Source organism: Reyranella soli (genome assembly GCF_007992495.1).
Lineage (GTDB): Bacteria > Pseudomonadota > Alphaproteobacteria > Reyranellales > Reyranellaceae > Reyranella > Reyranella soli.
Genome location: NZ_BKAJ01000068.1, coordinates 37062 through 58107, shown reverse-complemented (window position 1 = coordinate 58107; position 21046 = coordinate 37062). Strand labels below are relative to the sequence as shown.

General features: G+C 66.1%; 21 protein-coding genes. 13 read left to right on the top strand and 8 right to left on the bottom strand.

Going from position 1 to position 21046, the window contains the following annotated elements; all coding sequences use genetic code 11:
- Positions 1–16: 16 nt before the first annotated feature.
- Entirely contained in the window at positions 17–352 is a 336-nt protein-coding gene (locus RSO01_RS19035) for a carboxymuconolactone decarboxylase family protein (RefSeq protein WP_147150789.1), read from the top strand.
- Positions 349–1281, top strand: coding sequence for a fumarylacetoacetate hydrolase family protein (locus RSO01_RS19030; protein ID WP_147150786.1), 933 nt, complete (start codon positions 349–351; stop codon positions 1279–1281). The genes RSO01_RS19035 and RSO01_RS19030 overlap by 4 nt, the downstream gene beginning before the upstream one ends.
- 132 nt (positions 1282–1413) lie before the next feature.
- Here RSO01_RS19030 and RSO01_RS19025 read toward each other — a convergent pair whose 3' ends face one another.
- Together RSO01_RS19025 and RSO01_RS19020 are read right to left on the bottom strand one after the other, a co-directional pair.
- Entirely contained in the window at positions 1414–1953 is a 540-nt protein-coding gene (locus RSO01_RS19025) for a VOC family protein (protein ID WP_147150784.1), read from the bottom strand.
- An 89-nt stretch (positions 1954–2042) separates the two neighbouring features.
- The gene (locus tag RSO01_RS19020) at positions 2043–2486 is read right to left on the bottom strand and encodes an Hsp20 family protein (RefSeq protein WP_147150782.1); all 444 of its coding nucleotides are present in this window, start codon (positions 2484–2486) and stop codon (positions 2043–2045) included.
- A 336-nt stretch (positions 2487–2822) separates the two neighbouring features.
- Here RSO01_RS19020 and cysG point away from each other — a divergent pair, with 336 nt between their 5' ends.
- The 10 genes from cysG to RSO01_RS18970 all read left to right on the top strand — a co-directional run bounded on the left by cysG (position 2823) and on the right by RSO01_RS18970 (position 15498).
- Positions 2823–4160, top strand: a complete 1338-nt coding sequence (gene cysG / locus RSO01_RS19015) for a siroheme synthase CysG (RefSeq protein ID WP_147150780.1) — start codon at positions 2823–2825, stop codon at positions 4158–4160.
- The gene (locus tag RSO01_RS19010; protein WP_147150779.1) at positions 4160–4474 is read left to right on the top strand and encodes a DUF2849 domain-containing protein; all 315 of its coding nucleotides are present in this window, start codon (positions 4160–4162) and stop codon (positions 4472–4474) included. The genes cysG and RSO01_RS19010 overlap by 1 nt, the downstream gene beginning before the upstream one ends.
- Positions 4467–6158, top strand: coding sequence for a nitrite/sulfite reductase (locus tag RSO01_RS19005; RefSeq protein ID WP_147150777.1), 1692 nt, complete (start codon positions 4467–4469; stop codon positions 6156–6158). Before RSO01_RS19010 ends, RSO01_RS19005 begins: the two co-directional genes overlap by 8 nt.
- The gene (locus tag RSO01_RS19000; protein WP_147150775.1) at positions 6145–6591 is read left to right on the top strand and encodes a DUF934 domain-containing protein; all 447 of its coding nucleotides are present in this window, start codon (positions 6145–6147) and stop codon (positions 6589–6591) included. Before RSO01_RS19005 ends, RSO01_RS19000 begins: the two co-directional genes overlap by 14 nt.
- A 55-nt stretch (positions 6592–6646) precedes the next feature.
- The gene (locus tag RSO01_RS18995; protein WP_170303182.1) at positions 6647–7618 is read left to right on the top strand and encodes a ferritin-like domain-containing protein; all 972 of its coding nucleotides are present in this window, start codon (positions 6647–6649) and stop codon (positions 7616–7618) included.
- A gap of 105 nt (positions 7619–7723) precedes the next feature.
- Positions 7724–8143: a hypothetical protein gene (locus RSO01_RS18990; RefSeq protein ID WP_147150772.1), complete on the top strand. Its 420-nt coding sequence runs from the start codon at positions 7724–7726 to the stop codon at positions 8141–8143.
- A 3-nt stretch (positions 8144–8146) separates the two neighbouring features.
- Positions 8147–9646, top strand: a complete 1500-nt coding sequence (locus tag RSO01_RS18985) for a GMC family oxidoreductase N-terminal domain-containing protein (protein ID WP_147150770.1) — start codon at positions 8147–8149, stop codon at positions 9644–9646.
- A gap of 125 nt (positions 9647–9771) precedes the next feature.
- Entirely contained in the window at positions 9772–12411 is a 2640-nt protein-coding gene (locus tag RSO01_RS18980; protein ID WP_218037384.1) for a peroxidase family protein, read from the top strand.
- A gap of 4 nt (positions 12412–12415) precedes the next feature.
- The gene (locus RSO01_RS18975) at positions 12416–14134 is read left to right on the top strand and encodes a thiamine pyrophosphate-binding protein (RefSeq protein WP_147150767.1); all 1719 of its coding nucleotides are present in this window, start codon (positions 12416–12418) and stop codon (positions 14132–14134) included.
- Positions 14131–15498, top strand: a complete 1368-nt coding sequence (locus RSO01_RS18970) for a hypothetical protein (RefSeq protein ID WP_147150765.1) — start codon at positions 14131–14133, stop codon at positions 15496–15498. Before RSO01_RS18975 ends, RSO01_RS18970 begins: the two co-directional genes overlap by 4 nt.
- Positions 15499–15649: 151 nt before the next feature.
- Here the strand turns inward: RSO01_RS18970 and RSO01_RS18965 are convergent, their stop codons facing one another.
- Together RSO01_RS18965 and RSO01_RS18960 are read right to left on the bottom strand one after the other, a co-directional pair.
- Positions 15650–16033 carry a DUF4168 domain-containing protein gene (locus RSO01_RS18965; RefSeq protein WP_147150763.1) on the bottom strand — a complete coding sequence of 128 codons (384 nt, stop codon included), beginning with the start codon at positions 16031–16033 and terminating at the stop codon, positions 15650–15652.
- Between the two features lie 23 nt (positions 16034–16056).
- Positions 16057–16368, bottom strand: a complete 312-nt coding sequence (locus RSO01_RS18960; RefSeq protein ID WP_147150761.1) for a hypothetical protein — start codon at positions 16366–16368, stop codon at positions 16057–16059.
- 506 nt (positions 16369–16874) lie between these two features.
- On the opposite strand from RSO01_RS18960, the gene RSO01_RS18955 reads away from it, so the two are divergent.
- A complete protein-coding gene (locus RSO01_RS18955) occupies positions 16875–17321 on the top strand; it encodes a hypothetical protein (RefSeq protein WP_147150760.1) in 447 nt (148 codons plus the stop codon).
- 220 nt (positions 17322–17541) lie between these two features.
- Here RSO01_RS18955 and RSO01_RS18950 read toward each other — a convergent pair whose 3' ends face one another.
- From RSO01_RS18950 to RSO01_RS49755, 4 genes are all read right to left on the bottom strand, one after another.
- Positions 17542–18483 (bottom strand): LLM class F420-dependent oxidoreductase, encoded by a 942-nt coding sequence (locus RSO01_RS18950; protein WP_147150758.1) that lies wholly within the window; start codon positions 18481–18483, stop codon positions 17542–17544.
- A gap of 21 nt (positions 18484–18504) precedes the next feature.
- Positions 18505–19275, bottom strand: coding sequence for a bestrophin-like domain (locus RSO01_RS18945; protein ID WP_147150756.1), 771 nt, complete (start codon positions 19273–19275; stop codon positions 18505–18507).
- A gap of 110 nt (positions 19276–19385) precedes the next feature.
- Positions 19386–19922 carry a methylated-DNA--[protein]-cysteine S-methyltransferase gene (gene ogt, locus RSO01_RS18940; protein WP_147150754.1) on the bottom strand — a complete coding sequence of 179 codons (537 nt, stop codon included), beginning with the start codon at positions 19920–19922 and terminating at the stop codon, positions 19386–19388.
- Complete coding sequence (locus RSO01_RS49755; RefSeq protein WP_147150752.1) at positions 19915–20964, bottom strand: bifunctional transcriptional activator/DNA repair enzyme AdaA; 1050 nt, start codon at positions 20962–20964, stop codon at positions 19915–19917. The genes ogt and RSO01_RS49755 overlap by 8 nt, the downstream gene beginning before the upstream one ends.
- Positions 20965–21046 lie beyond the last annotated feature (82 nt).

Sequence of the window (21046 nt, the reverse complement as noted above, 5' to 3'; positions counted from 1 at the left end):
GGAGGAGGGAAGAACCATGTCCAAGCGACCCGCCGATTCGTCGGCTGCCCGCGACGCGCTGCGTGCCTTTGCGCCCAAGCTCGTCGACCTGACCGACAACGTGCTGTTTGGCGATGTCTGGGAGAGGCCGGGCCTCTCCAAGCGTGACCGCAGCCTGATCACCTGCGCCGCCCTGGTGGCGCTGAACCGCACCGAGCAGCAGGTCGGCCACTTCCAGCGCGCCATCAACAACGGCGTGAAGAAGGAGGAGCTGCTCGAGCTCATCACCCATCTCGCCTTCTACGGCGGATGGCCGGTCGCCATGTCGGCGGCCAATGTCGCCAAGAAAGTGTTCGAGGGAGAACAGAAGTGAAGATCTGCTATTTCAACGACTACCGGCTCGGTGTCATCAAGGGCGATACGGTCGTCGACGTCACCGACGCGGTGAAGGACATCCCGCATATCGACACACGCGACCTGATCATCGGCCTGATCGCCAAGTGGGACAGCCACAAGGCCAAGGTCGAGAAGGCCGCAGCCGATGGCAAGGGCGTGCCCTTGAAGGACGTGCGTCTGCGCCCACCGGTGCCGAAGCCCGGCAACATCGTCTGCATGGCGGTGAACTACATGGAGGACGGCACGCTCAAGGAGAGGCCGCAGATCAATGCCTTCCACAAGGCGGCCTCGGCGGTGATCGGCGAGGGCGACACCATGGTGCTGCCCGATGTGCCGGCCAGCATCTTCGAGGGCGAGGCCGAGCTTGCCCTGGTGATGGGCAAGCCCGCGACGCGTGTCAGCCAGGCCGACGCCATGAGCCACATCTTCGGCTACACCTGCTTCATCGACGGCTCGGCGCGCGGCCTGCCGCCGCCGGGCAACGTCTTCTTCCAGATGAAGTCGCGCGACACCTTCGCGCCGATCGGCCCGTGGATCGTCACCGCCGACGAGATCGCCGATCCGCAGAACCTCAACATCACCCTCACCAACAACGGCCAGGTGATGCAGAAGTTCAACACCAACGACATGGCGCACAACATTCCGCGCTGCATCGAATGGGCGAGCTCGATCCACACGCTCAATCCCGGTGACATCCTGGCCACCGGCACCAACCATCGCGGCCTGAACTCCTTCATGGACGGCGACAAGATCGAGCTCACCGTCGAGAAGGTCGGCACGCTCAAGTTCAACGTGAAGGACGAGCTGAAGCGCACCTGGGCCCGCACCACGCGCTCGCAGCACAAGGACAAGGGCGGCGAGGGCCCGCACACGCCGCAGACCGGCGGCAAGTACGCAGCGAAATAGAGCTTCCTCCCCACGCTCCGCGTGGGGAGGTGGCCCGAAGGGCCAGAGGGGGCATGAGCACCAACGGTGATGCCCGTGACCCCTCCGTCCGCTTCGCGGACACCTCCCCGCGCTGCGCGCAGGGAGGAAGAGCTATCGTGCGTCGAGCTTCTCCTGGATGCCCTGCATCCACGCCTCGCGGCTCATGAAGCGCGGCCGGCTGCGGCACATAGCTTCGGTGCGCCGCAGGATCTCGTCGTTCGACAGGTCGAGGTCGAGCGGCTCGCCGCAGGGCTGCGGCGTGTAAAAGGGCGAATCGACATAGAGCTCGACGGGATTGCCCTCGGGGTCCTTGAAGTAGAGCGCCCAGGCGTTGCCATGGTCGGTGACGCGGTGCTCGGTGATGCCTTCCCTGACCAGCGCCCGGCGGTAATCCTTGAGCGTGTCGAGCGAATCGAGCCGGTAGGATATCTGGTTCACCGGATTGTAGGGCAGGTCGGTCGGCTTGCCGTCGAACAGCACGAACTGGTGATGGCATTCGGGGTTCTGGGTCATGAACACCACGCGCGCGCCCGAGCGGCCGACGCCCCGGTCGCTGATCACGAACCCCATGACGCGCGTGTAGAAGTCGACCATGCGGTCGAGATCCGTCGTGTGGATGCCGAAGTGGGTGAGCTGGGCGGATAGGGTCATGGCGGCATTGTCCGGCCCGCCCGGAACGGCCGCAACGAAAAAGGCGCTGCGGTTGCCCGCAGCGCCTTCTCCACACAGGAGCTTGACGGTTAGTGCGTCAGAGCCGGCTTGGCAGCCTCGACGGGGATCGCACGGGGCTTCTTCTCCTCCGGGATCTCGCGCTGCAGCTCGATCGTCAACAGGCCGTTGGCAAGCTTCGCACCCACGACCTTCACATGGTCGGCGAGCTGGAAGCGGCGCTCGAAGTTACGGCCGGCGATGCCGCGATAGAGATACTGCTTCTCGTCCTGGCCGTTCTGCGCGGTCTGGCCGGTGACCAGGAGCTCGTTCTCCTTCTGGGTCACGTTCAGCTCGGCCTCGGCGAAGCCCGCCACCGCCATCACGATCTTGTAGGCGTTGTCGCCCGACTTTTCGATGTTGTACGGCGGATAACCGTTGGAGCCGGACTGGCTGGCCACCGAATCGAGCAGGTCGAAGACCCGGTCGAAGCCGACGGTGGCGCGATAGAACGGGGAATAATCGAAGGTTCGCATGTTCATCATCCTCCAATGAGCGATGTGTTTGATGTCCCCGCCCCGGGATGGGCACGGGGAACGACGTTGATTTAGGGAGGGTCCGCGGACCGTCAAGGGGGAGGAAAAATTTCTTCCGTGGGCCACCCGGTGGCAAGAAATGCTCCGTCCCGCGGGACCTTCGGTAATTCAAGTCATGGCGAATATGCGAAGACACGCCAGATCGGAAGGATCAGCCGGAGTCCCGCGTATGTCCCAGTTTTTCGAGCGTTTTCCGGGAGCAAGACCCTGGGTGTTCGCCGCCAGCCAGGCGGCGGCCCTGCTGGGGTTCCACGTGCTGCTGCGGGTCGCCGTGTTGTGAAGCACCTGCCGTTGTTCTTCAATCTTTCAGGCCGCAAGGTCGTGGTGGTGGGCGAGGGGCCTGCCGCCGACCGTCGTGCGGCCCTGGCGCGCTCGGCCGGCGCCGCGGTGCGCCAGCTTGCCGACATCCGCGTTGATGATCTGCGTGGCGCGGCCGCCGTCTTCATTGCCACCGGCGATCTTGAGCACGACACGGTGGCCCAGCGCGTCGCCAAGTCGCTCGGCGTACCGGTGAACGTGGCCGACCGTCCGGCGCTCTGCGATTTCATCCTGCCGGCGATCGTCGATCGTGACGACGTCGTGGTGGCGATCTCGACCGGCGGGGCCTCGCCGACCTTGGCGGCGACGCTGCGCGGCCGCATCGAGGCGGTGCTGCCCGAGCGCATCGGCAGCCTCGCCAAGCTCGCGTCGACCTTCCGCGCCCAGGCGAACGCCCTGATCGTCGACCCCGCCCGCCGCCGCACCTTCTGGCGCCGGCTGGTCGAGGGCCCGGCGGCCCTCCTGGCCCTGGCCGGCGACGATGCCGCCGCCCGCCGCGCCGCGCTGAGCGAGCTCGACGACGCCCGCCGCCGGCTGGCGCCGGTGGGCATCGCCCATATCATCGGCGCCGGCCCCGGCGATCCCGATCTCCTGACCTTGAAGGCGGCGCAGCTCCTGCGCGAAGCCGATGCCATCTTGCACGATGACCTCGTGCCGCCGGCTGTTCTGGCGCGCGCCCGTCGCGACGCCGAGCTTCTGGCCGTCGGCAAGCGCAAGGGCTTTGCGCGCTGGACGCAGGACGAGATCAACGCCGAGTTGGTCCGCCGCGTGCGCGCCGGCCAGACGGTGGTGCGCCTGAAGGCGGGCGATCCGTTCGTGTTCGGCCGCGGCGGCGAGGAGCTGGAGGCCCTGCGCGAGGCGGGCCTGCCGGTCGCGGTCGTGCCGGGCATCACCGCCGCCCTGGGCTGCGCCGCGTCGGTCGGCATTCCGCTCACCCATCGCAGGCTCGCTTCGGCCGTCACCTTCGTCTCGGGCCACAGCGCTGACGGCAGCCGCGAAGCAACGTGGCCGGCACTGGCCGCGCAGGGCCACACGCTTGCCATCTACATGGGCGCCTCGGAGGCGGCTTCGGTGCGCGATCGCCTGCTGAACGCGGGTGCTGATCCGGCAACGCCGGTCGCCATTGTCGAGAACGGCACGCGGCCTGACGAACGTGTTTCCACCGGTCGTCTCTCCGACCTGACGCGGCTCGCGGCCTCTCATACCCGCGACGACGCCGGTCCCAGCCTCATCATCGTCGGCGAGGTGGCCGCATTGGCCGCTGCCGAACAACCGTCTTTGGCAAAGGTGTCCTGATGGCGAAGAATCTCAGCGGTGACCTGTCGGTCGCGTCCGCCAACCGCCTGGTCGACGGCGTCGTGGTGTTCCTCGACGATGCGGGCCAGTGGACGACGCGGTTCGAGCTCGCCGCGGTGGCGCGCGACAAGCGGGCCGGCGAGATCCTGCTGGAGCGCGCCCGCGCCGAGGCCTTCGACGTGATCGATCCCTTCCTGGTGGCGGTGATCGAGGACGACGACGGCCGCTTCGAACCGATCAGTCTGCGCGAGAAGATCCGCGTCTCGGGCCTCACCTTCGACGCCATTGCCGCCGATGCGGTGCGTTATGCCTGATACCCATTTCTACCAGCCGAAGCACTTCTACCAGTACGACGACTACGACCGTGCGCTGGTCGGCGAGCGCGTGGAGCAGTTCCGTGACCAGGTGCGCCGGCGCATCGCGGGCGAGCTCACCGAAGAGCAGTTCAAGCCGCTGCGTCTTACCAACGGGCTCTACCTGCAGCTCCACGCCTACATGCTGCGCATCGCCATCCCCTACGGCACGCTGTCGTCGCGCCAGCTGCGCAAGCTCGCGGACATCTCGCGCAAGTATGACCGCGGCTACGGCCACTTCACGACGCGCCAGAACCTGCAGCTCAACTGGATCAAGCTCCAGGACGCCCCTGACGCCCTGGCCGCCCTGGCCGACGTCGACATGCACGCCATCCAGACCTCGGGCAACTGCATCCGCAACGTCACTGCCGACCATTATGCCGGCGCTGCCGTCGACGAGATCGAGGATCCGCGCATCTGGTGCGAGATCGTGCGCCAGTGGTCGACGCTGCATCCCGAATTCAGCTTCCTCCCCAGGAAGTTCAAGATCGCCATCACCGGCTCGCCCAACGACCGCGCCGCCGTGCGCGTGCACGATATCGGCCTGCGCCTGTGGGCGAACGAGGCGGGCGAGGTCGGCTTCGAGGTGATCGTGGGCGGCGGCCTCGGCCGCACGCCGATGATCGGCAAGACGCTGCGTGAGTTCCTGCCGCGCGACGAGCTTTTGGCCTATCTCGAGGCGACGCTGCGCGTCTACAACCGCTATGGCCGCCGCGACAACCTCTACAAGGCGCGCATCAAGATCCTCGTGCATGAGATCGGCGCCGAGAAGATGCGCGAGGAGGTCGAGGCCGAGTATGCCGCGATCAAGGACGGTGCGCTGAAGCTGCCGGCCGAGACCATCGAAGCGATCGCGCGCCAGTTCGCGCCGCCGCCCCTGCCGCATCGCCCGGCCGTCGTGGCCGAGGTCGAGGGACTGAAGCTTGAAGATCGCGACTTCGCGTTGTGGCTGAAATCCAACGTGGCGCCGCACCGCATGGCGGGCTACCGCATCGTCACCGCGTCGCTGAAGCCCGCCGGCGCGCCGCCGGGCGACGCCAGCGCCGTGCAGATGGAGGGCGTGGCCGATATCGCCGACGCCTACAGCCAGGGCGAGATCCGCGTCAGCCACGAGCAGAACCTGGTCCTGCCGCATGTCGCGGTCGAGGACCTGCCGGCGGTGTGGCGCGCGCTGGGACGGTTGGGCTTCGCCGAAGCCAATGTCGGCAAGATCACCGACATCATCGCCTGCCCGGGGTTGGACTATTGCGCGCTGGCCAATGCGCGCTCGATCCCGGTGGCGCAGCGCATCTCCAACCACTTCGCCGAGCTCGCGCGGCAGCACGACATCGGCGATCTCAAGATCAAGATCTCGGGCTGCATCAACGCGTGCGGCCATCATCACGTCGGCCACATCGGCATCCTCGGCGTCGACAAGAACGGGGTCGAGCTCTACCAGCTGAGCCTGGGTGGCGACGTCGATTTTGGCAAGACGGCGATAGGCGCGATCCTGGGTCCGGCCGTGACCGCCGACAAGGTTGTCGAGGCTGTCGATGCCCTGGTCCACACCTATCTCGATGCGCGCAGCGACGGCGAGCGCTTCGTCGATACCTATCGGCGCATCGGCGCCCAGCCGTTCAAGGAGCGAGTCTATGCCGCTGTTTAGCGAGACGGGGAGCACCACCATCCTCGAGCCGCTGCCGTTCGCCGACTGGCAGCAGCGGCCGGCCTGGCCCGCGGTGTCGCTCGCCAACACCGACCCGGTCGAGGATCTGGCGCCGCATGTCGGTCGGCTCCGCCTGATCGTGCTCAGTTTCCCCAAGTTCAGCGACGGCCGGGCTTATAGCCAGGCGCGCCTGCTGCGCGGCCGGCTGGGCTACACCGGCGAATTGCGCGCCACCGGCGGCGTGCTGCAGGACCAGCTGCCGTTCATGCTGCGCTGCGGCTTCGACTCCTTCGAGAGCGACCAGAAGGGGTTCGGCGAGGCTTTGGCCAAGACCCGGACGCTTTTCAGCGTGGTTTACCAACCGGCCGAGGACGACCGGGCGACCGCTTCGCTGTTGCGACTGAGCAGGCGCAATGTGCATCCGGCGGTCTAGTTTCTAACAAGTTTTAGGTTTACCCTTCCTCCCAAATAGAGACATGGAGGAACGGGTGGCCAACGGACATCAGGTCGATACGCGCAGCACGGCGCACTTTCTCCACGACTACGCCAGCGAGCAGGCCGATCTGCGCCGGCTCTACGAGCAGGCCAAGATCGATCAGTGGAACGCCGCCACCGATATCGAGTGGGCGGCGCCGCTGGAAGGCGATGGCGGGCTGATCTCCGACGACCTTGTCGACATCCACGGCACGCGTTTCTGGGACGCCATGTCGGAAGCCGACCGCGTCGAGCTCAACCACCGCATCACGCGCTGGCGGCTCTCGACCCTGGTGCAGGGCGAGCATGGCGCCATGCTGCTGTGCAGCCAGCTTGTCGACTGCGTGCAGGGCCAGGACGCCAAGCTGTTCCAGGCGACTCAGGTCGCCGACGAGGCGCGTCACAACGAGGTGCTGCAGCGCTATCTCGAGCTCAGGCTGGATGGCGAGACCTACGGGCTGGGCGGTAACGTCAAGGAGATCTTCGACACGCTGCTCAGCACCTCGTCCTGGTACCTCAAGACGATCGGCCTGCAGCTCGTCGCCGAGACCTTCGCGGTGTCGCTGTTCCGCATGCTGGCCGAATCGTCGAAGGATCCCGTGCTCCGCCAGGTCTGCCGCCGCATCCTGCAGGACGAGGCGCGTCACATGGGCTTCGCCATGCTGTCACTGCCCGAGATCGTCGGCCAGGCGACCGAAGCCGAGCATCGCGAGATGGAGGACTTCGCCGTGTGGGCGCTGAGCCGCACGCTGGGCGGCATCTTCCCGCTGGGCGCCTACCAGGACATGGGCTTCGGCAAGGCCGAGCTCGACGAGATCAAGCAGTTCCGGCGCGAGCGCGCGGCCGGCGGCGACGAGACCGCCTTCCGCAAGTACTTCCGCCGCGACCTGCATGACGGCCTGGTGCGCAACCTGCGCAAGGTCGGGCTGCTCACCGAGCGCATCACGCCCAGCCTGCAGTCTTTCGGCATCAAGCTCGCCGCCTGAGGGCACGTTTCCGGTCGTCTGTGTGGCATTCGCCACCGACCCTTGCAGGGAGTATCCTGTAAGGGGCGTAGCATTGCGTGAGGTGTCCAGACTGCGGAGGCCCGAATGGACGCTCGCCAACGGCGACCCGTGCTGAAGGCATGGCAGCGGCGAATCCTGGTTCGCCTTGCCACCTGTATCGTTCCGGAGACGGCTACCGCTTCTGCCCAATCGATCGACGCCATGGTCGACGCCGTCGACGGGCAGCTACAGCCGCGCCCGCGCCTGCAGCAGATCGCGTTCAAGCTGCTTTTGCTGGGCCTCGGCTGGATGACGCTGCTGCCCGCCGGTTGGCAGGCGAGCCTGCTGCATCTTCTGGAGGCGTTCCCGATCCGGCTGGTGCGCGTCGGCATCTGGGGCCTCAAGACCCTGATCTACCTCGGCTACTACGGCCAGGAGAGCGTCCAGCAACGGATCAACTACCTGCCGTCGAAGCTCGAGGGCAACGTCCTGCTGCATGCGCGTCGGCTACCGGGGCGCGCTTGAGCCATGGATACCGAGTTCGACATCCTGATCATTGGCTCCGGCGCCGGCGGCGGCACCGTGGCCAGCGCCCTCTCGCCGCTCTGCGCCGACGGCGCCCGCATCGCGGTGCTCGAATGGGGGCCGCACTTCAAGGACGAGGAGTTCACCGGCGGCGAGCTCGAGATGGCGCAGAAGCTGTTCTTCGAGTCCGGCGCCATCACCAACCGCGACCAGACCCTGACGGTGGCCTGCGCGCGCGGCTATGGCGGCTCTACGCTTGCCTATACCGGCACCTCGATCGAGGTGCCGCAGCGCTCGGTCGATCACTGGAACGTCCCCGGCCTGACGATCGCCGACCTCGTCCCGCGCATGCGGCACTACAAGGCCCAGAACAACGTCCATGAGCTGTCCGACGAGGACATCAACGAGAACAATCAGCTGTTCGCCGCCGGCTGCCGTGCGCTCGGATACTCGGTCAAGAAGTTCCCGGTGAACATCAAGGGCTGCAAGGGCTCGGGCATGTGCAACATGGGTTGCCCGAACGGCGCCAAGCAGGGCACCAACCGCGTGCAGCTGCCGGCGGCCGAGGCGGCGGGCGTCCAGGTCATCACCAACTGCCGCGTCCATCGCATCCTGCCGCACGAGGTCGAAGCCGAGGTGGCGCCGTCGCCCTACGGCCATCCGTCGGCCTGGCCGGCCGGCCGCTATCGTCTGCATGCCAAGGTCATCGTGGTGGCCGCCGGCACCATGCACAGCTCGGCGCTGATGGCGCATTCGCGCCTGCCGGTGTCGCTGCCGGCGCTCGGTCGCTACTTCACCTGCCATCCCGCGCTGACCCTGATCGCGCAGCACGACCACCCGTTCCTCAACTACTACGGCTTCCCCAAGACCTACTACTGCGACGACTTCGAGGAGCAGGACGACTACATCCTCGAGACCTGCATGTACTTCCCCTTCACCACGGCCAAGAGCCTGGCTGGGTTCGGGGCCGAGCACAGCGCGCTGATGGCCGACTTCCGCCGTCTCCAGATGATCCTGGTGCTGGTTTCCGATCAAGCCGAGGAGGGCAATCGCATCACGCCCGACGCCGACGGCAACCCGGTCCTGCACTACACGCTGTCGGAGCGCACGCTCGACGCCCTGGTCGACTCGCAACGCATCGCGGCCAAGATCTTCTTCGCGGGAGGTGCGGCGCGCGTCCATGCGCCGGCAGCGGACCGTTTCCTCATCGACAAGGCTGACAGCGACCAGGTGGATCAGCTGATCGACCGCCGTCATCTCAAGCTCGGCAAGATCTCGATCGCCAGCGCTCATCCGATGGGCGGCTGCCGTATCGGCACCGATCCGAAGAACTCGGTCACCAACGATCGCGGCAAGGTGCACGGACTCGATTGGCTCTATGTCGCCGACGGCAGCCTGTTCCCCGGATCGTCCGGCGTGAATCCCTATGTGACGATCATGGCGCTCGCCGATCGCGTTGCCGAAGGCATTCGCGATCGCTGGCGCGCCGGTGAACTTCGTTGAGCGGCCCGAGCTGTCGGTGACTTTTGTCACCTCCTGAAACGCGTTCGAGTATGCGCAAAGAAGACTTTTGCTATTCGCTGAAGAGCTTCACGCTGCCGTCGGTTTGACGCTGAGGGGAGAGCCTCATGCCTAGTCGACACCTTTTCAAGTTCGTCGTTGTTCTCGTCTTGCTGCTGATGGCCGGGGCCTGGTGGGCTGCCGACTTCCAGGCGATGCAGATGCAGCGCTGGCTGGCGAGTGGGCATCTGCCGCCGCTCTCCAATCCCTGGAAGGGCACCAGCACACCCGACGTCTGGTACTACCTGACGATCAACACGATCTTCGTGTCGATCCTGCTGCTCATTCCCGCGATCAGCGCCTTCATCCTGCGGCGCCGGGCCGGTGGCCCGTGCTGGCTGATGTTCTGGACGGCGGCTTGGCTGTTCTTCGCCCTGCATCTGTGGTTCGGCGTCCACGACGTGCTGGGCAGCATCGAGCGCGTCTTCCACGATACGCAAACACCGCCGCGCGTTACCAATCCGGGCGGCGACACTGTGATGTCGCTATGGTGGACGGTCGACGTCGTGATCGCCTGGGTGATCGCGCTGGCCGCCCGCCCGACGCCGCGTTGGGTGCGCATCGAGCGCTGGATACTCACCAACTTGATCTTCGGTGCGGCGCTGATTGCCTCGATCGTGTTCTCCAGCAACGGCTATGTGCGCACCGGCGGGATCCTGCTCCTCCTGGCGGCGATCGCCTCCGCGATCTATCGCGTCGTGGTCTATCCCTTCGATCACGCCTCGGTCGGCGGGCACATCTACAAGTGGTTCTTCCAGGCCATCAACCTCGTGTGGCCTTGGCATCGCCTGTCGACCTGGTGGGCGGTCTTCAATATTGGCGCGTTGCGCGTCGTGCTGCGGGAGAAGAACCTGCACGACACGTCGATCATCCCGGTCTCCAACCCGGCGGGCCTCGCCACGCTGCCGCCGTTCCAGTCCTGCGACCTCATGCAGCGCAACCTCGACGGCCTGTACAATGACTTGTCGAAGCCAGAGATGGGCAGCTCAAGCGACCCGGGACGTGGCGAGAACGCCAACAGCATGTATTTCACCAAGAGCAACCCGGGCGCCCGGTTCGGCCGCAACATCCCCCTGAAGGAAGCTTTTCCGGAGGAGGGGCCGGCCTTGATGACGCCGAGTCCGCGTCTGATCAGCAGCGATCTGCTGGCGCGCAAGACCTTCATCCCGGCGACCACGCTCAACTACTTGGCCGCAGCCTGGATCCAGTTCGAGACCCACGACTGGTTCAATCATGGTGAGCCGGTCGCGGAAGATCCGCTCCATGTGGACCTCGCCGACAACGATCCGTGGCGTGAGCGCGCCTGCCCGATGAAGATCCGGCGCACGCGTCCCGACCCGACGCGCGACTATGCGCGAGAGAGGGCTGAGAATGGCGGGAAGCTGAAATATCCGCCGAGCTACGCCAATGCCGAATCGCACTGGTGGGACGCCTCGCAGATCTACGGCAGCGACCGCCAGACCACCGACCGGCTGCGCGCCCAGCGCCGGCTGGAGAACGGCAAGCTTGTGCAGACCGGCCAGCCGATGCCCGACGGCAAGCTCTATCTCGACGGGGACAACCTGGTGATCGACCCCAGCGCGCTCGACGACAAGCTGGAGACGGCGCTGACCGGCTTCTCGGGCAACTGGTGGGCGGGGCTCAGCCTGCTGCACACCCTGTTCGCGCGCGAGCACAATGCGATCTGCGACGAGCTCAAGCGCCACAATCCCGACTGGGACGGTGACCGGCTGTTCCATGGCGCGCGCATGGTCAACGCGGCGCTGATGGCCAAGATCCACACTGTCGAATGGACGCCCGCCATCCTGTCGCATCCGGCACTGCAGATCGGCATGAAGGCCAACTGGTGGGGGCTGCAGACCGAGCGGCTGTATCGCGCCATCGGCCGCATCAGTGAGAACGAGGCGTTCTCCGGCATGCCGCTGTCGGGCGTCGACCACAACGGCGCCGACTATTGCCTCACCGAGGAGTTCGTCTCGGTCTACCGGCTGCATCCCCTGATGCGCGACGACCTGCCGGTGCGCTCGGCGACCGACGGCCGGCTGCTGGCCACGCTGGACAACAGCGAGGGCGTCATCGGCAACATCGACGAGCTCGGCGTCTTCAAGCGCGATGGCTGGGACTTCACCGACGTCTTCTACTCCTTCGGTGTCGCCCATCCGGGCGCCATCACCGTGCACAACTATCCCAACTTGCTGCGCGAGCTCATCCGTCCCAACGGCGAGGTGGTCGACCTCGCAACGATCGACATCGTGCGCGACCGCGAGCGCGGCGTGCCACGCTATAACCGCTTCCTGAAGTTCCTGCACAAGAAGCCGATCACGAGCTTCGACGATCTGGCGAACCCGCTTCATCCGGGCCTGCCGGAGGAGCTGCGCCGCCTGTACGGCCAGACCAACGGACAGGACAATGTCGACCGCGTCGATCTGATGGTCGGTCTGTTCTGCGAGACTCCGCCGCCCGGCTTCGGCTTCAGCGACACCGCCTTCCGCATATTCATCCTGATGGCGTCGCGGCGGCTGAAGAGCGATCGCTTCATCGCCAAGGACTTCACGGCGGACGTCTACACCGCGGCCGGCATCGACTGGGTGATCAACAACAGCCTGGTGACCATGCTGCTGCGTCATTTCCCGCGATTGGGCCCGGCGCTCTACGGGATCACCAACGGCTTCAAGCCGTGGAACGACCTCGAGATCAAACGGAGCTAGGACGATGCGTGTCTATGATGCGATCTTCCGCGGGCTGGAGAGCATCGGCGTCGATGCTGCCTTCGGCGGCGCCGGCGAGAATGCTGCGGGCGCCATGATCGCGCTGAAGCACTCGACCAAGATCCGGCCGATCATCACCCGCAACGAGCAGGCGGCGGCCTTCGCTGCCTGCGGCTACGCCATGTTCACCAACAAGCTGGGAGTCTGCTGGGCGACGGCGGGGCCCGGGGCCTTCAATCTGTTCTCTGGCCTGGCCGTGGCCATGTCGGATTCCTATCCGATGCTCGCCATCACCGGCTATGCCTCGCTCGACTGGAGCGGCAAGGGCTCGCTCAATGAGACGTCCGGCCTGAACCGGACGCCCGATTCGCGCAAGATGTTCAAGGCCACCACCAAGGGCAGCTGGCTGCTCACCGACGTCAACAAGACGATGGACGTCGTCGAAAAGGCGGTGAACCTGGCGTTCGCGGGCCGGCCGGGCCCGGTGCACATCCACGTGCCGGAAAACCTGATGCACCACGGCGTCGAGGTCACCAACTACCGTGACCTGCGGCTCAAGGTGAAGCCGGTCCGGCCCGACGGCAAGCGCGTCGCCGAGATCGCGGACTACCTGGCCAAGGCTTTTGCCGGCAACAAGAAGGTCGTGGCCCTGGTGGGCTTCGGCGCCATTCGCAGCGGGGCAGAGGCGGAGGTGCGGCGGCTGATCGAGCGTTTTCAGCTGCCGCTCCTCACCACGCTCGACGGCAAGGGCGTCGTCGAGGAGAACCATCCGCTGGCGGTCGGCGTGTTCTGCGACAGCGGCCATGCCAGCGCCTGGAAGGCATTCCTCGACGCCGACGTGGTGATCGCCATCGGCAACTCGCTGAACCAACACGCCACTTTCAACTATCGCGCCGACCTGTTCGACAAGCGCACCCTGATCCACATCAACATCTCCGAGACCGAGATCAGCAAGGCCTACGAGGCCGACTTCGCCCTGGTCTCCGACGCCAAGCTTGGCTTGCAGGCCTTGATCGAAGCGCTGGAAGCCAGGGTCGGGCCGCGGCCGGCGGCGCAGGCCGATGGCCGCGACTATGAGAAGGAGCTGCTGAAGCCGCGTCCCGGCGGCATTCATCCCGGCCAGCTCGCCCAGACGATCGGACGCCTGCTGCCGCCGCGCGGCATCGTGCTCGCCGATGCCGGTGCCCATCTTGCCTGGCTGGGCTACTTCATCGAGCTCGAGGAAGGGCAGAACTTCCGCAAGCCCGGAACGTTCGGACCGATGGCGGGGCACGTCAACGGCGCCATCGGGCTCAAGCTCGCGCACCCTGAGCGGGCCGTGGTCGTGGGCTGCGGCGACGGCTGCTATTCGCTCTCCGGGTTCGAGCTGATGACGGCGGTCGAGCACAATCTGCCGATCGTCTGGGTCATCTTCAACGACGGCGAATTCAAGCTGATCAAGCTCTTCCAGCTGCAGGCCTTCCAGGAGACGGCGCTGGTCGAGTTCCAGAATCCCGACTTCGCCGCCTATGCGCGCGCCTGCCGGGCCGACGGCTACACGGTGGAGACCATCGAGGATTTCGAGAAGGCCTACAGCGCGGCGCTGGCATCCGGGCGGCCGAGCGTGATCGACGCCCGCATCACGCGGCTGGCGCTGCCGCATTACAGCCCGTCACCGAAGGGCACGATCGCGGGCGTCCTGGAGATGCTGGAAGCCCGCCTGAGACAAGTGGGGAAGCCATGAGCGGAACGCACGGTCTGGACAGCCTGAAGACGCGCTCGCTGATCGACACGATCTGGCGCCGGCGCACCCATCGAGTCAGCCGCGGCAGCGACGTCGCCGCCGGTGCCATGAGCTACAAGAGCAAGAACGACCGCGCGCCGCTGGTGGCGCTGGAGGAGGCAGTGCTGATCGCGGCCACCGGCTGCACCGGGCTTAGCATGCCCGACCGTCCGTTCTTCGATCCGCGCAACGGCCAGCCGATCATGGCCAAGCCCAACGTCAACATGGCGGGCCGCACGGCGGGCAGTCCCGACAATGCCCAGGGCACGCACTTCTTCATGATCAACGACAGCGGGACCTATTTCCTGCGCAAGCTGCCGCCGGCCGACGGTGATGCCTTCGACCCCGACCAGTTGCTCAAGCGGGCCGAGATGGCCAAGGTGAAGCTGCTCGATCAGCGCATCGACGTGCCGAACGGCAATCGCGACTTTCCGGCCTATCTCGATTCCAACCGTTTCCTCTCCAACCTGCCGGGCACCACCGTGTTCTTTCCGGTCGTCGACCTGTCGCACCAGTACATCAACGGCATGATGTACCTGCTGACCCAGCCGGCCGGCGCGCGCCCGACCATCGTCGACGACCGCAATTTCTACCAGCCCGCCGGCGTCAAGAAGTGGGTCGACAAGGGATTCCTCAACAAGGACATCAAGATCCCGCTCGGCGCCGTCTGGTCGATGCGCACCCAGATCGAGGCCGACCTCCTGGTCCAGAACCTCTTCCTGGTGGCCGAAGCGATGGGCCTGGGGGCGTGGATCCACGGATCGATGTCGCCGCCGGTGCTGATGGGCGATCCCAAGTTCATCCAGCAGTACGGGCCGATGCTGGGCTTCGATTTCGTCACGCCCAAGTGGAAGCTGATGGACCTGCTGCGCTGGCACGTGCCGCTGCCCAAGTACGCCACGCTGCGCTCCAATGCGGTCGGCCTGCGCCATAAGGGCGAGCATCTGATCAAGGGCTGCTGTCCGCCATACTACGAGTCGATGTCGGCGGCGGTCGATGCCGTCGTGGCGGAGAAGTTCGGCCCGTCCGGCATCTACAGCGACGCCGCGACCTTCGACAAGATCTATCGCGGAAGCTACGGCGCGACGTACCTCAAGGAGGCAAGTGCCTACGCGCAGGATGTGATCGACTGCACCCGCGACATCTGCACCTACATCTACGAGACGCATGGCCGCTTCCCGGCCCATGTCGAGGCGATCCACGCCCCGGGAATCTGGCTGCAGATCCATCATCTCGAGCACGAGTACTACGATACGTACTTCCAGCACGGCATGACTCAGGTCCACCGTGACCACGACGCGGCGTGGCACGGCGGCAAGTTGTAGCGCTGGGGGCGCGCCACTCCAGGTGGCGCGTCTTCTCATACTCTTTCGAACCCCCGGCATCTTGCCGGCTCATGCTCATGAGCCGGCTGGAAGCCGGCGGTCCGGAAGACCATGACGCGCCACTGGAGTGGCGCGCCCCCAGCCGTGAGTCCTACTTCAACCGCTGCAGCAGCTTGTTGCGCACGGTCGGATCGTTCTGTGCGACCTCGATGATGCTCGTGTATTCCTCCACCGACAGGCCCTGTTCCTTGACTGCCTTCTCCATGGCGTCGCTCGCCTCGTCGGCCAGCTTGGCCTTCTGGTCGGCCGGCGCCTTGATCAGCTTCTGCTCGTAGCTGTCCCTGATGGTGGACACGTTCTTGACCGCCTTGGCCGCGGCGTCGAGCTTCTGTTCGGAAATGTCCGCCGGCACCGTCTTGTTGGGCTTGGCTGTCGGCGGCGCCGCAGGCGCCTGCGTCTGGGCATTTACGGGCGCCGCGAGCACGAGGCCGGTCGCGGCAAGGGTGGCGGCGCAAAAGCCGATCATCGATCTCATGTTGGCTCTCCTTGGTTGCGGGATCAGTGGCGGCCGTCGGCCACGAGATCGACCACCGTCTCGGTCGGTTCGGGCTGGTGCGGCTGAAGGCTCTCGGCTTTCGCATCGGTCCAGCTCGCGAGATTGACCACGACGCCCACCCGGCCGTCGACGTGTCCGGCCTCGACAGGCTCGACGATGTTGAGGCCGCGGCTGTCGAGGAAATAGGTGTGGTCGCCGAACAGGCGTTCGAGCTGGGACATCATCGGATGCTCCGCCGGAATGGCTTCGGCGTTCAACTGCGCAGCATTCAAGGTGTGCAGGGTCTGCTGGATCTGTGCGGAATTCATCTTCATCGCACACTCCTCTGGTTGGAGGTTACGTTGGGTACTGCCGTTGGTCGTGATGCGCCTCCCACGCGGAGAGTGGTCGATGGCCGACGATGATCTCGATCGTTCGGCGCGGCGCTTATGCCTATCTAAGGGCGTGGTTCGATCCGTCAACCCGATGACGGGGATGAACAGCACATCAGGTGTGGCGATCGTGTGATCAGACGGTGGCCCAAGTCAGAAACATGAAATTTCAGCGGTCCGTTGCGCGATCATACTGAGCGCGTCATGGTTAAATCATAGCCAGCTGCTTGCGTCAGCGTTGGTGATTGGATACCGCGGATCACGCTGCCACTGACGTCAGGACGCCTGTTCGACTCCTGGGACCCGACATCGTCCGGCCGGGCGAGAGTCTATTGGCTCGGCGCGCCATCAGCGGCGCTCGCCGCCTCGCTGGCCGGCTCGCTTGCAGCCCATGAGACCCTGCTGCACGTGGTGGCAGCAGCGCCGCCGAGCGCCTCGAACGACTATCCGTGCAGCCTGCTCGACCGCTGGGGGAGCTGGGCCGCGCCTTCGCATCGAGTGAACCGCTTGCCATCATCGTTGACGCGGCCGGCCGCGTCGCCGAAGTGCTGCTGCAGCCGACGGCGGAAGCCCTCGCAGCATGGGTGATGAAACTCTATGCCTCGAGCCGGCCGGCTGTCGTGCAGGCCAAGGCGCCGGTGCTGATGCTCGGGCGCGTGGCCGAGCCCGTCCTGTGCCGCAGGCTGATCGACTACTGGCAGCGCAACGACAAGGTCTCCGACACGGTAGGCGGCCTGCAAGGCAACGTCGTCAATGGCGAGGTCAAGCGCCGACATGACGCGCAGCTCGACGATCCCAGGCTGTTCGTTGAGCTGCGCGACTGCCTGGTGCGTCGCGTCGTGCCGGCGCCGCGCTGGTCTTCTCGGCGTCGCTCCTGCACGAGGTCGTGCCGGTGACGCGCGGCCGGCGGTTCGGCGTCTTCACCTTCCTGTCCGCCAGTGGTCCGTCGCTCAGACCTCCTCCCCCGTCATACACCCGTCATACGGGGGAGGATAGAGGAGGGGGCAGGTGTCAATCGAGGTATCGGCCGATTTCAGATCATTGAATCGGAGAGACCACGTTTGTGGCTTTCCCCCTCCTGTATCCTCCCCCGTATGACGGGGGAGGAAGTCTGATTCAGTCGACCAGCGGGATCACGTCCGCCGCGAAACGCTGCAGGCCCGCGATGCTGGCGTCGATCGAGTTGCCGCGGAAATCGAAGATCAGCTCGTGCACGCCGATGGCGGCAAAGGTGCGGATGTCGCCCGCGATCTCGTCCGGCGTGCCGGAGAAGCTGCGGCGGGTGCCGTCGCGGTCCGGCACGTTCGTGTCGTAGAGCGGCGCCTTGTAGGAGATGGTGAGCTTGGAGAAGTCACGCCCCTCGGCCTCGGTCAGCTGCTTGAGCGTCTGCAGATGCGCGCGCATCTCCTGCGGCGGCAGCGGCGAGGCGGCGATGGCGCCGACCGGATGCCAGCCGTCGCCGTGCCGCGCGGTGCGGCGCAACGCGGCCTTGGAATGGCCGCCGACCCAGATCGGCGGATGCGGCTTCTGCAAGGGGAACGGCTCGCAGCGTATGTCGCTGTACTTGTAGAACTTGCCGTCGAAGGTGGCTGGCGATTGGCTCCACAGCTGCTTGAAGATCGCGATCCATTCGTCGGTCACCGCGCCGCGCCGCCCGAAATCGGGACTGTCGAGCGCCTCGAACTCCTCCTTCAGCCAGCCGACGCCGACGCCCAGCGTGACCCGCCCGCCCGACAGCACGTCGAGCGATGCGACCATCTTGGCCGTCAGCACCGGGTTGCGATAGGGCAGCACCAGGACGGAGGTGACGAGCCGCAGCTTCTCGGTGGCGCCCGCCACCACGCCCAGGATCGAGAAGGTCTCCAGCGCATCGCCGGTGCCGGGATGCTTGCCGTCGAGCGTGTAGGGGTAGGGCGAGTCGCTCTCCGCCGGGAAGACGATGTGGTCGGCGATCATGGCGGAGTGCAGTCCGAGCCGTTCGCCTTCGCGCGCGAGCCTCAGGATATCCGTGCGTGTGGCGGTGGGGCCGCGGGTCGGGAGGTAGAAGCCGTAGCGCATGAGAGGTACCTGTCGCCTGAACTAGAAGGACCGGGCGAACGTCTGCATCAGACCATGCGCCCCTTGGCTGGATATTTTTAGCAGGCCGCTGAACGGGTTGTTCAGTTCGACAACGAGGAAAGTCGCTCCGGCTATCGCCAGTGCCGGCAGCACCAGTATGGCCAAGAGCGTGGCGTTGGGCGGCGCATAGAGGCTGAAGCCAGCGAAGATCGCGATGGCAGAGAAGAAGATCAGGATGAAGATGGGCACCAGGGGCGCGGTTGCGGTCTGCTGGCTGACCACCAGCCAGTGCAGGTTCGCGAGCTCGACGCTGATCTGCAGGGCCTGGTGCTGGAACCAGCGCTGCGCCTCGTTGGCGGGCTGCAACTGCGCGAGCTGGCGCTGGCCGTCGATGAAACGGTTGGGCCCGTCCTCGGACGGCGGCCCGGTCGGACCGAAATCCTCGTCAAGCCAGCGCCGCTTGAACGTGTGGGCGGCGACGTGGCGTTCGTGGGTACGCAGCGGCTGTGTCTCGGGTCCATAGGCCAGCAGGTACTGATCGAGATCGACGATGGAGGCCATGATCTTCTTGTACTCGCCCTCGATCATGGCGTGGTGGCTGGGGGCTGACGAGATCAGCAAGCCGAGCGTGAGCGCGACCACCGTCGCCATCAACCCCATGGCGAGCTTGATGACGTCGATGACATCCCGATCGAGGTGATGCTGCGGCAATCGACGGCGCACTGCGCTGCCGATGGCGGCGCCGAGCAACGGGCAAAGAAAAGCGAGCACAAACAAACCGACGGAGAGCACGGCCACCGCCTATCGTCATTCGGCGGGAGCACGATTACGCGCTCAGAATACGATGCTGAGCTCTCCCCCTGGGCGACCATAGATCAAAGGTTTTTGCCGCGGAAGTGGTGTCAGAAAAGCTTCGCAGCCAATGCACCTTCGTGCTCGAGCAGCCACTTCTTACGAGGCAGGCCGCCGCCGTAGCCCGTCAGCGTGCCGTTCGATCCGATCACGCGATGGCAGGGCACGACGATGCTGATCGGGTTCTGGCCATTGGCCAGGCCCGCCGCGCGCACCGCCTTGGGCTTGCCGATGCGTTTTGCCAGCTCGGCATAGCTGATGGTCTTGCCTTTGGGGATCCGGCGCAGCGCGCGCCAGACGCTCCTCTGGAACGCCGTGCCGGCGCTCTCGTCGATGGGCAGGCGATCGATTGCGCCGATGTCGCCCTTGAAGTAGGCGCGCATGGCGCTCGTCAGGCCGCCCGGATCGCGCGCCGACTGCAGCGTGTAGGCGCCTTTGCCGTAGTAGCGGTCAAGGAGCTGGCGCATGCGCGCCTCGTGGTCGGTCCAGTCGATGGTGCGCAGCTTGCCGTCGCGGTCGGCCACGATCAGCAGTTCGCCGATCGGCGTCTGCAGCCGGTCGACCAGAAGGGCGAGGACCTCAACCATGGTTGGCCATCCTGAGATGTTGGTGGGCGTAGGCGTGCCACGGCCGCCAGGCGGGCGGGGCGTTGTCCTGCACGACGGCCATGGTCTCGCGCTCCCAGTCGCCGGGTGGACGCAGGCCGGGGCGCTTCCGGATCAGCGGTGCGAGCTTGGGATCGCGCGCCAGATGGCTGTCGATGGTGGCGATGTCGGCGCCGAGATCGAACACGCGGCGCACGCGCGCCACGATCGCGGGCAGGGCCTTTACGCAGGGGAAGTGGATGGTGACCATCACCGAATTGCGCGCCGGCAGATGGGCGACCGCGACGCGGCCCTGCTTGCCGTCGAGATCGATGCGGCGATGCCAGGTATTGGCGTCGATCCATTCCACGCCCGGCGCGGCGCGCGACGACAATGCCGCCAGCATGCCTGGCCAGTCGTAGGGTGGGCGGTAGGCAAGTCGCAGCGTCACGCCTTCGCGCGCCGAATTGTCGGCACCGGTCTTGCGGCGCAGCGCACTGGGCGGCCGGCCGAACAGGTCGCGGAACGTCTCGTTGAAGCGGCGCACGCTGCCGAAGCCCGAGGCCAGCGCCACTTCTGCCATCGGCAGGTGCGTGTCATGCAAGAGCTGCTTGGCGAACAGCACGCGGCGGGTCTGGGCGACGGCGATAGGCGAGGCGCCGAGATGGCGCTGGAACAGGCGGCGCAGCTGGCGACCGCCGACGCCAAGGCGCTCGGCGAGCTTCTCCACGTCGCTGTCCTCGCCGTCGAGCGCGCCGTCGGCGATCAATGCCAGCGCGCGGCTCACCGTGTTGGCGGTGCCGCGCCAGAAGGCGAGGTCGGGCGCAATCTCGGGCCGGCAGCGCAGGCAGGGGCGGAAGCTCGCCTCCTGTGCGGCGGCGGCCGAGGCGAAGAAGCGGCAGTTCTCGAACCTCGGGCAGCGCGCCGGGCAGATCGGCCGGCAGTAGATGCCGGTCGAGGTCACGCCCACGAACACGCGGCCATCGAAGCGGGCATCATGGCTTTGGAAGGCGCGGTAGTAGGTACGGCGATCGTGCAGTTCCATGCCGGGGAATCTAGTACGCGGAACCGGCCGTCGCTCGCGATTTTCGGACCTCTATGTCCCTTGTGTCGGTCCTGCCCATACC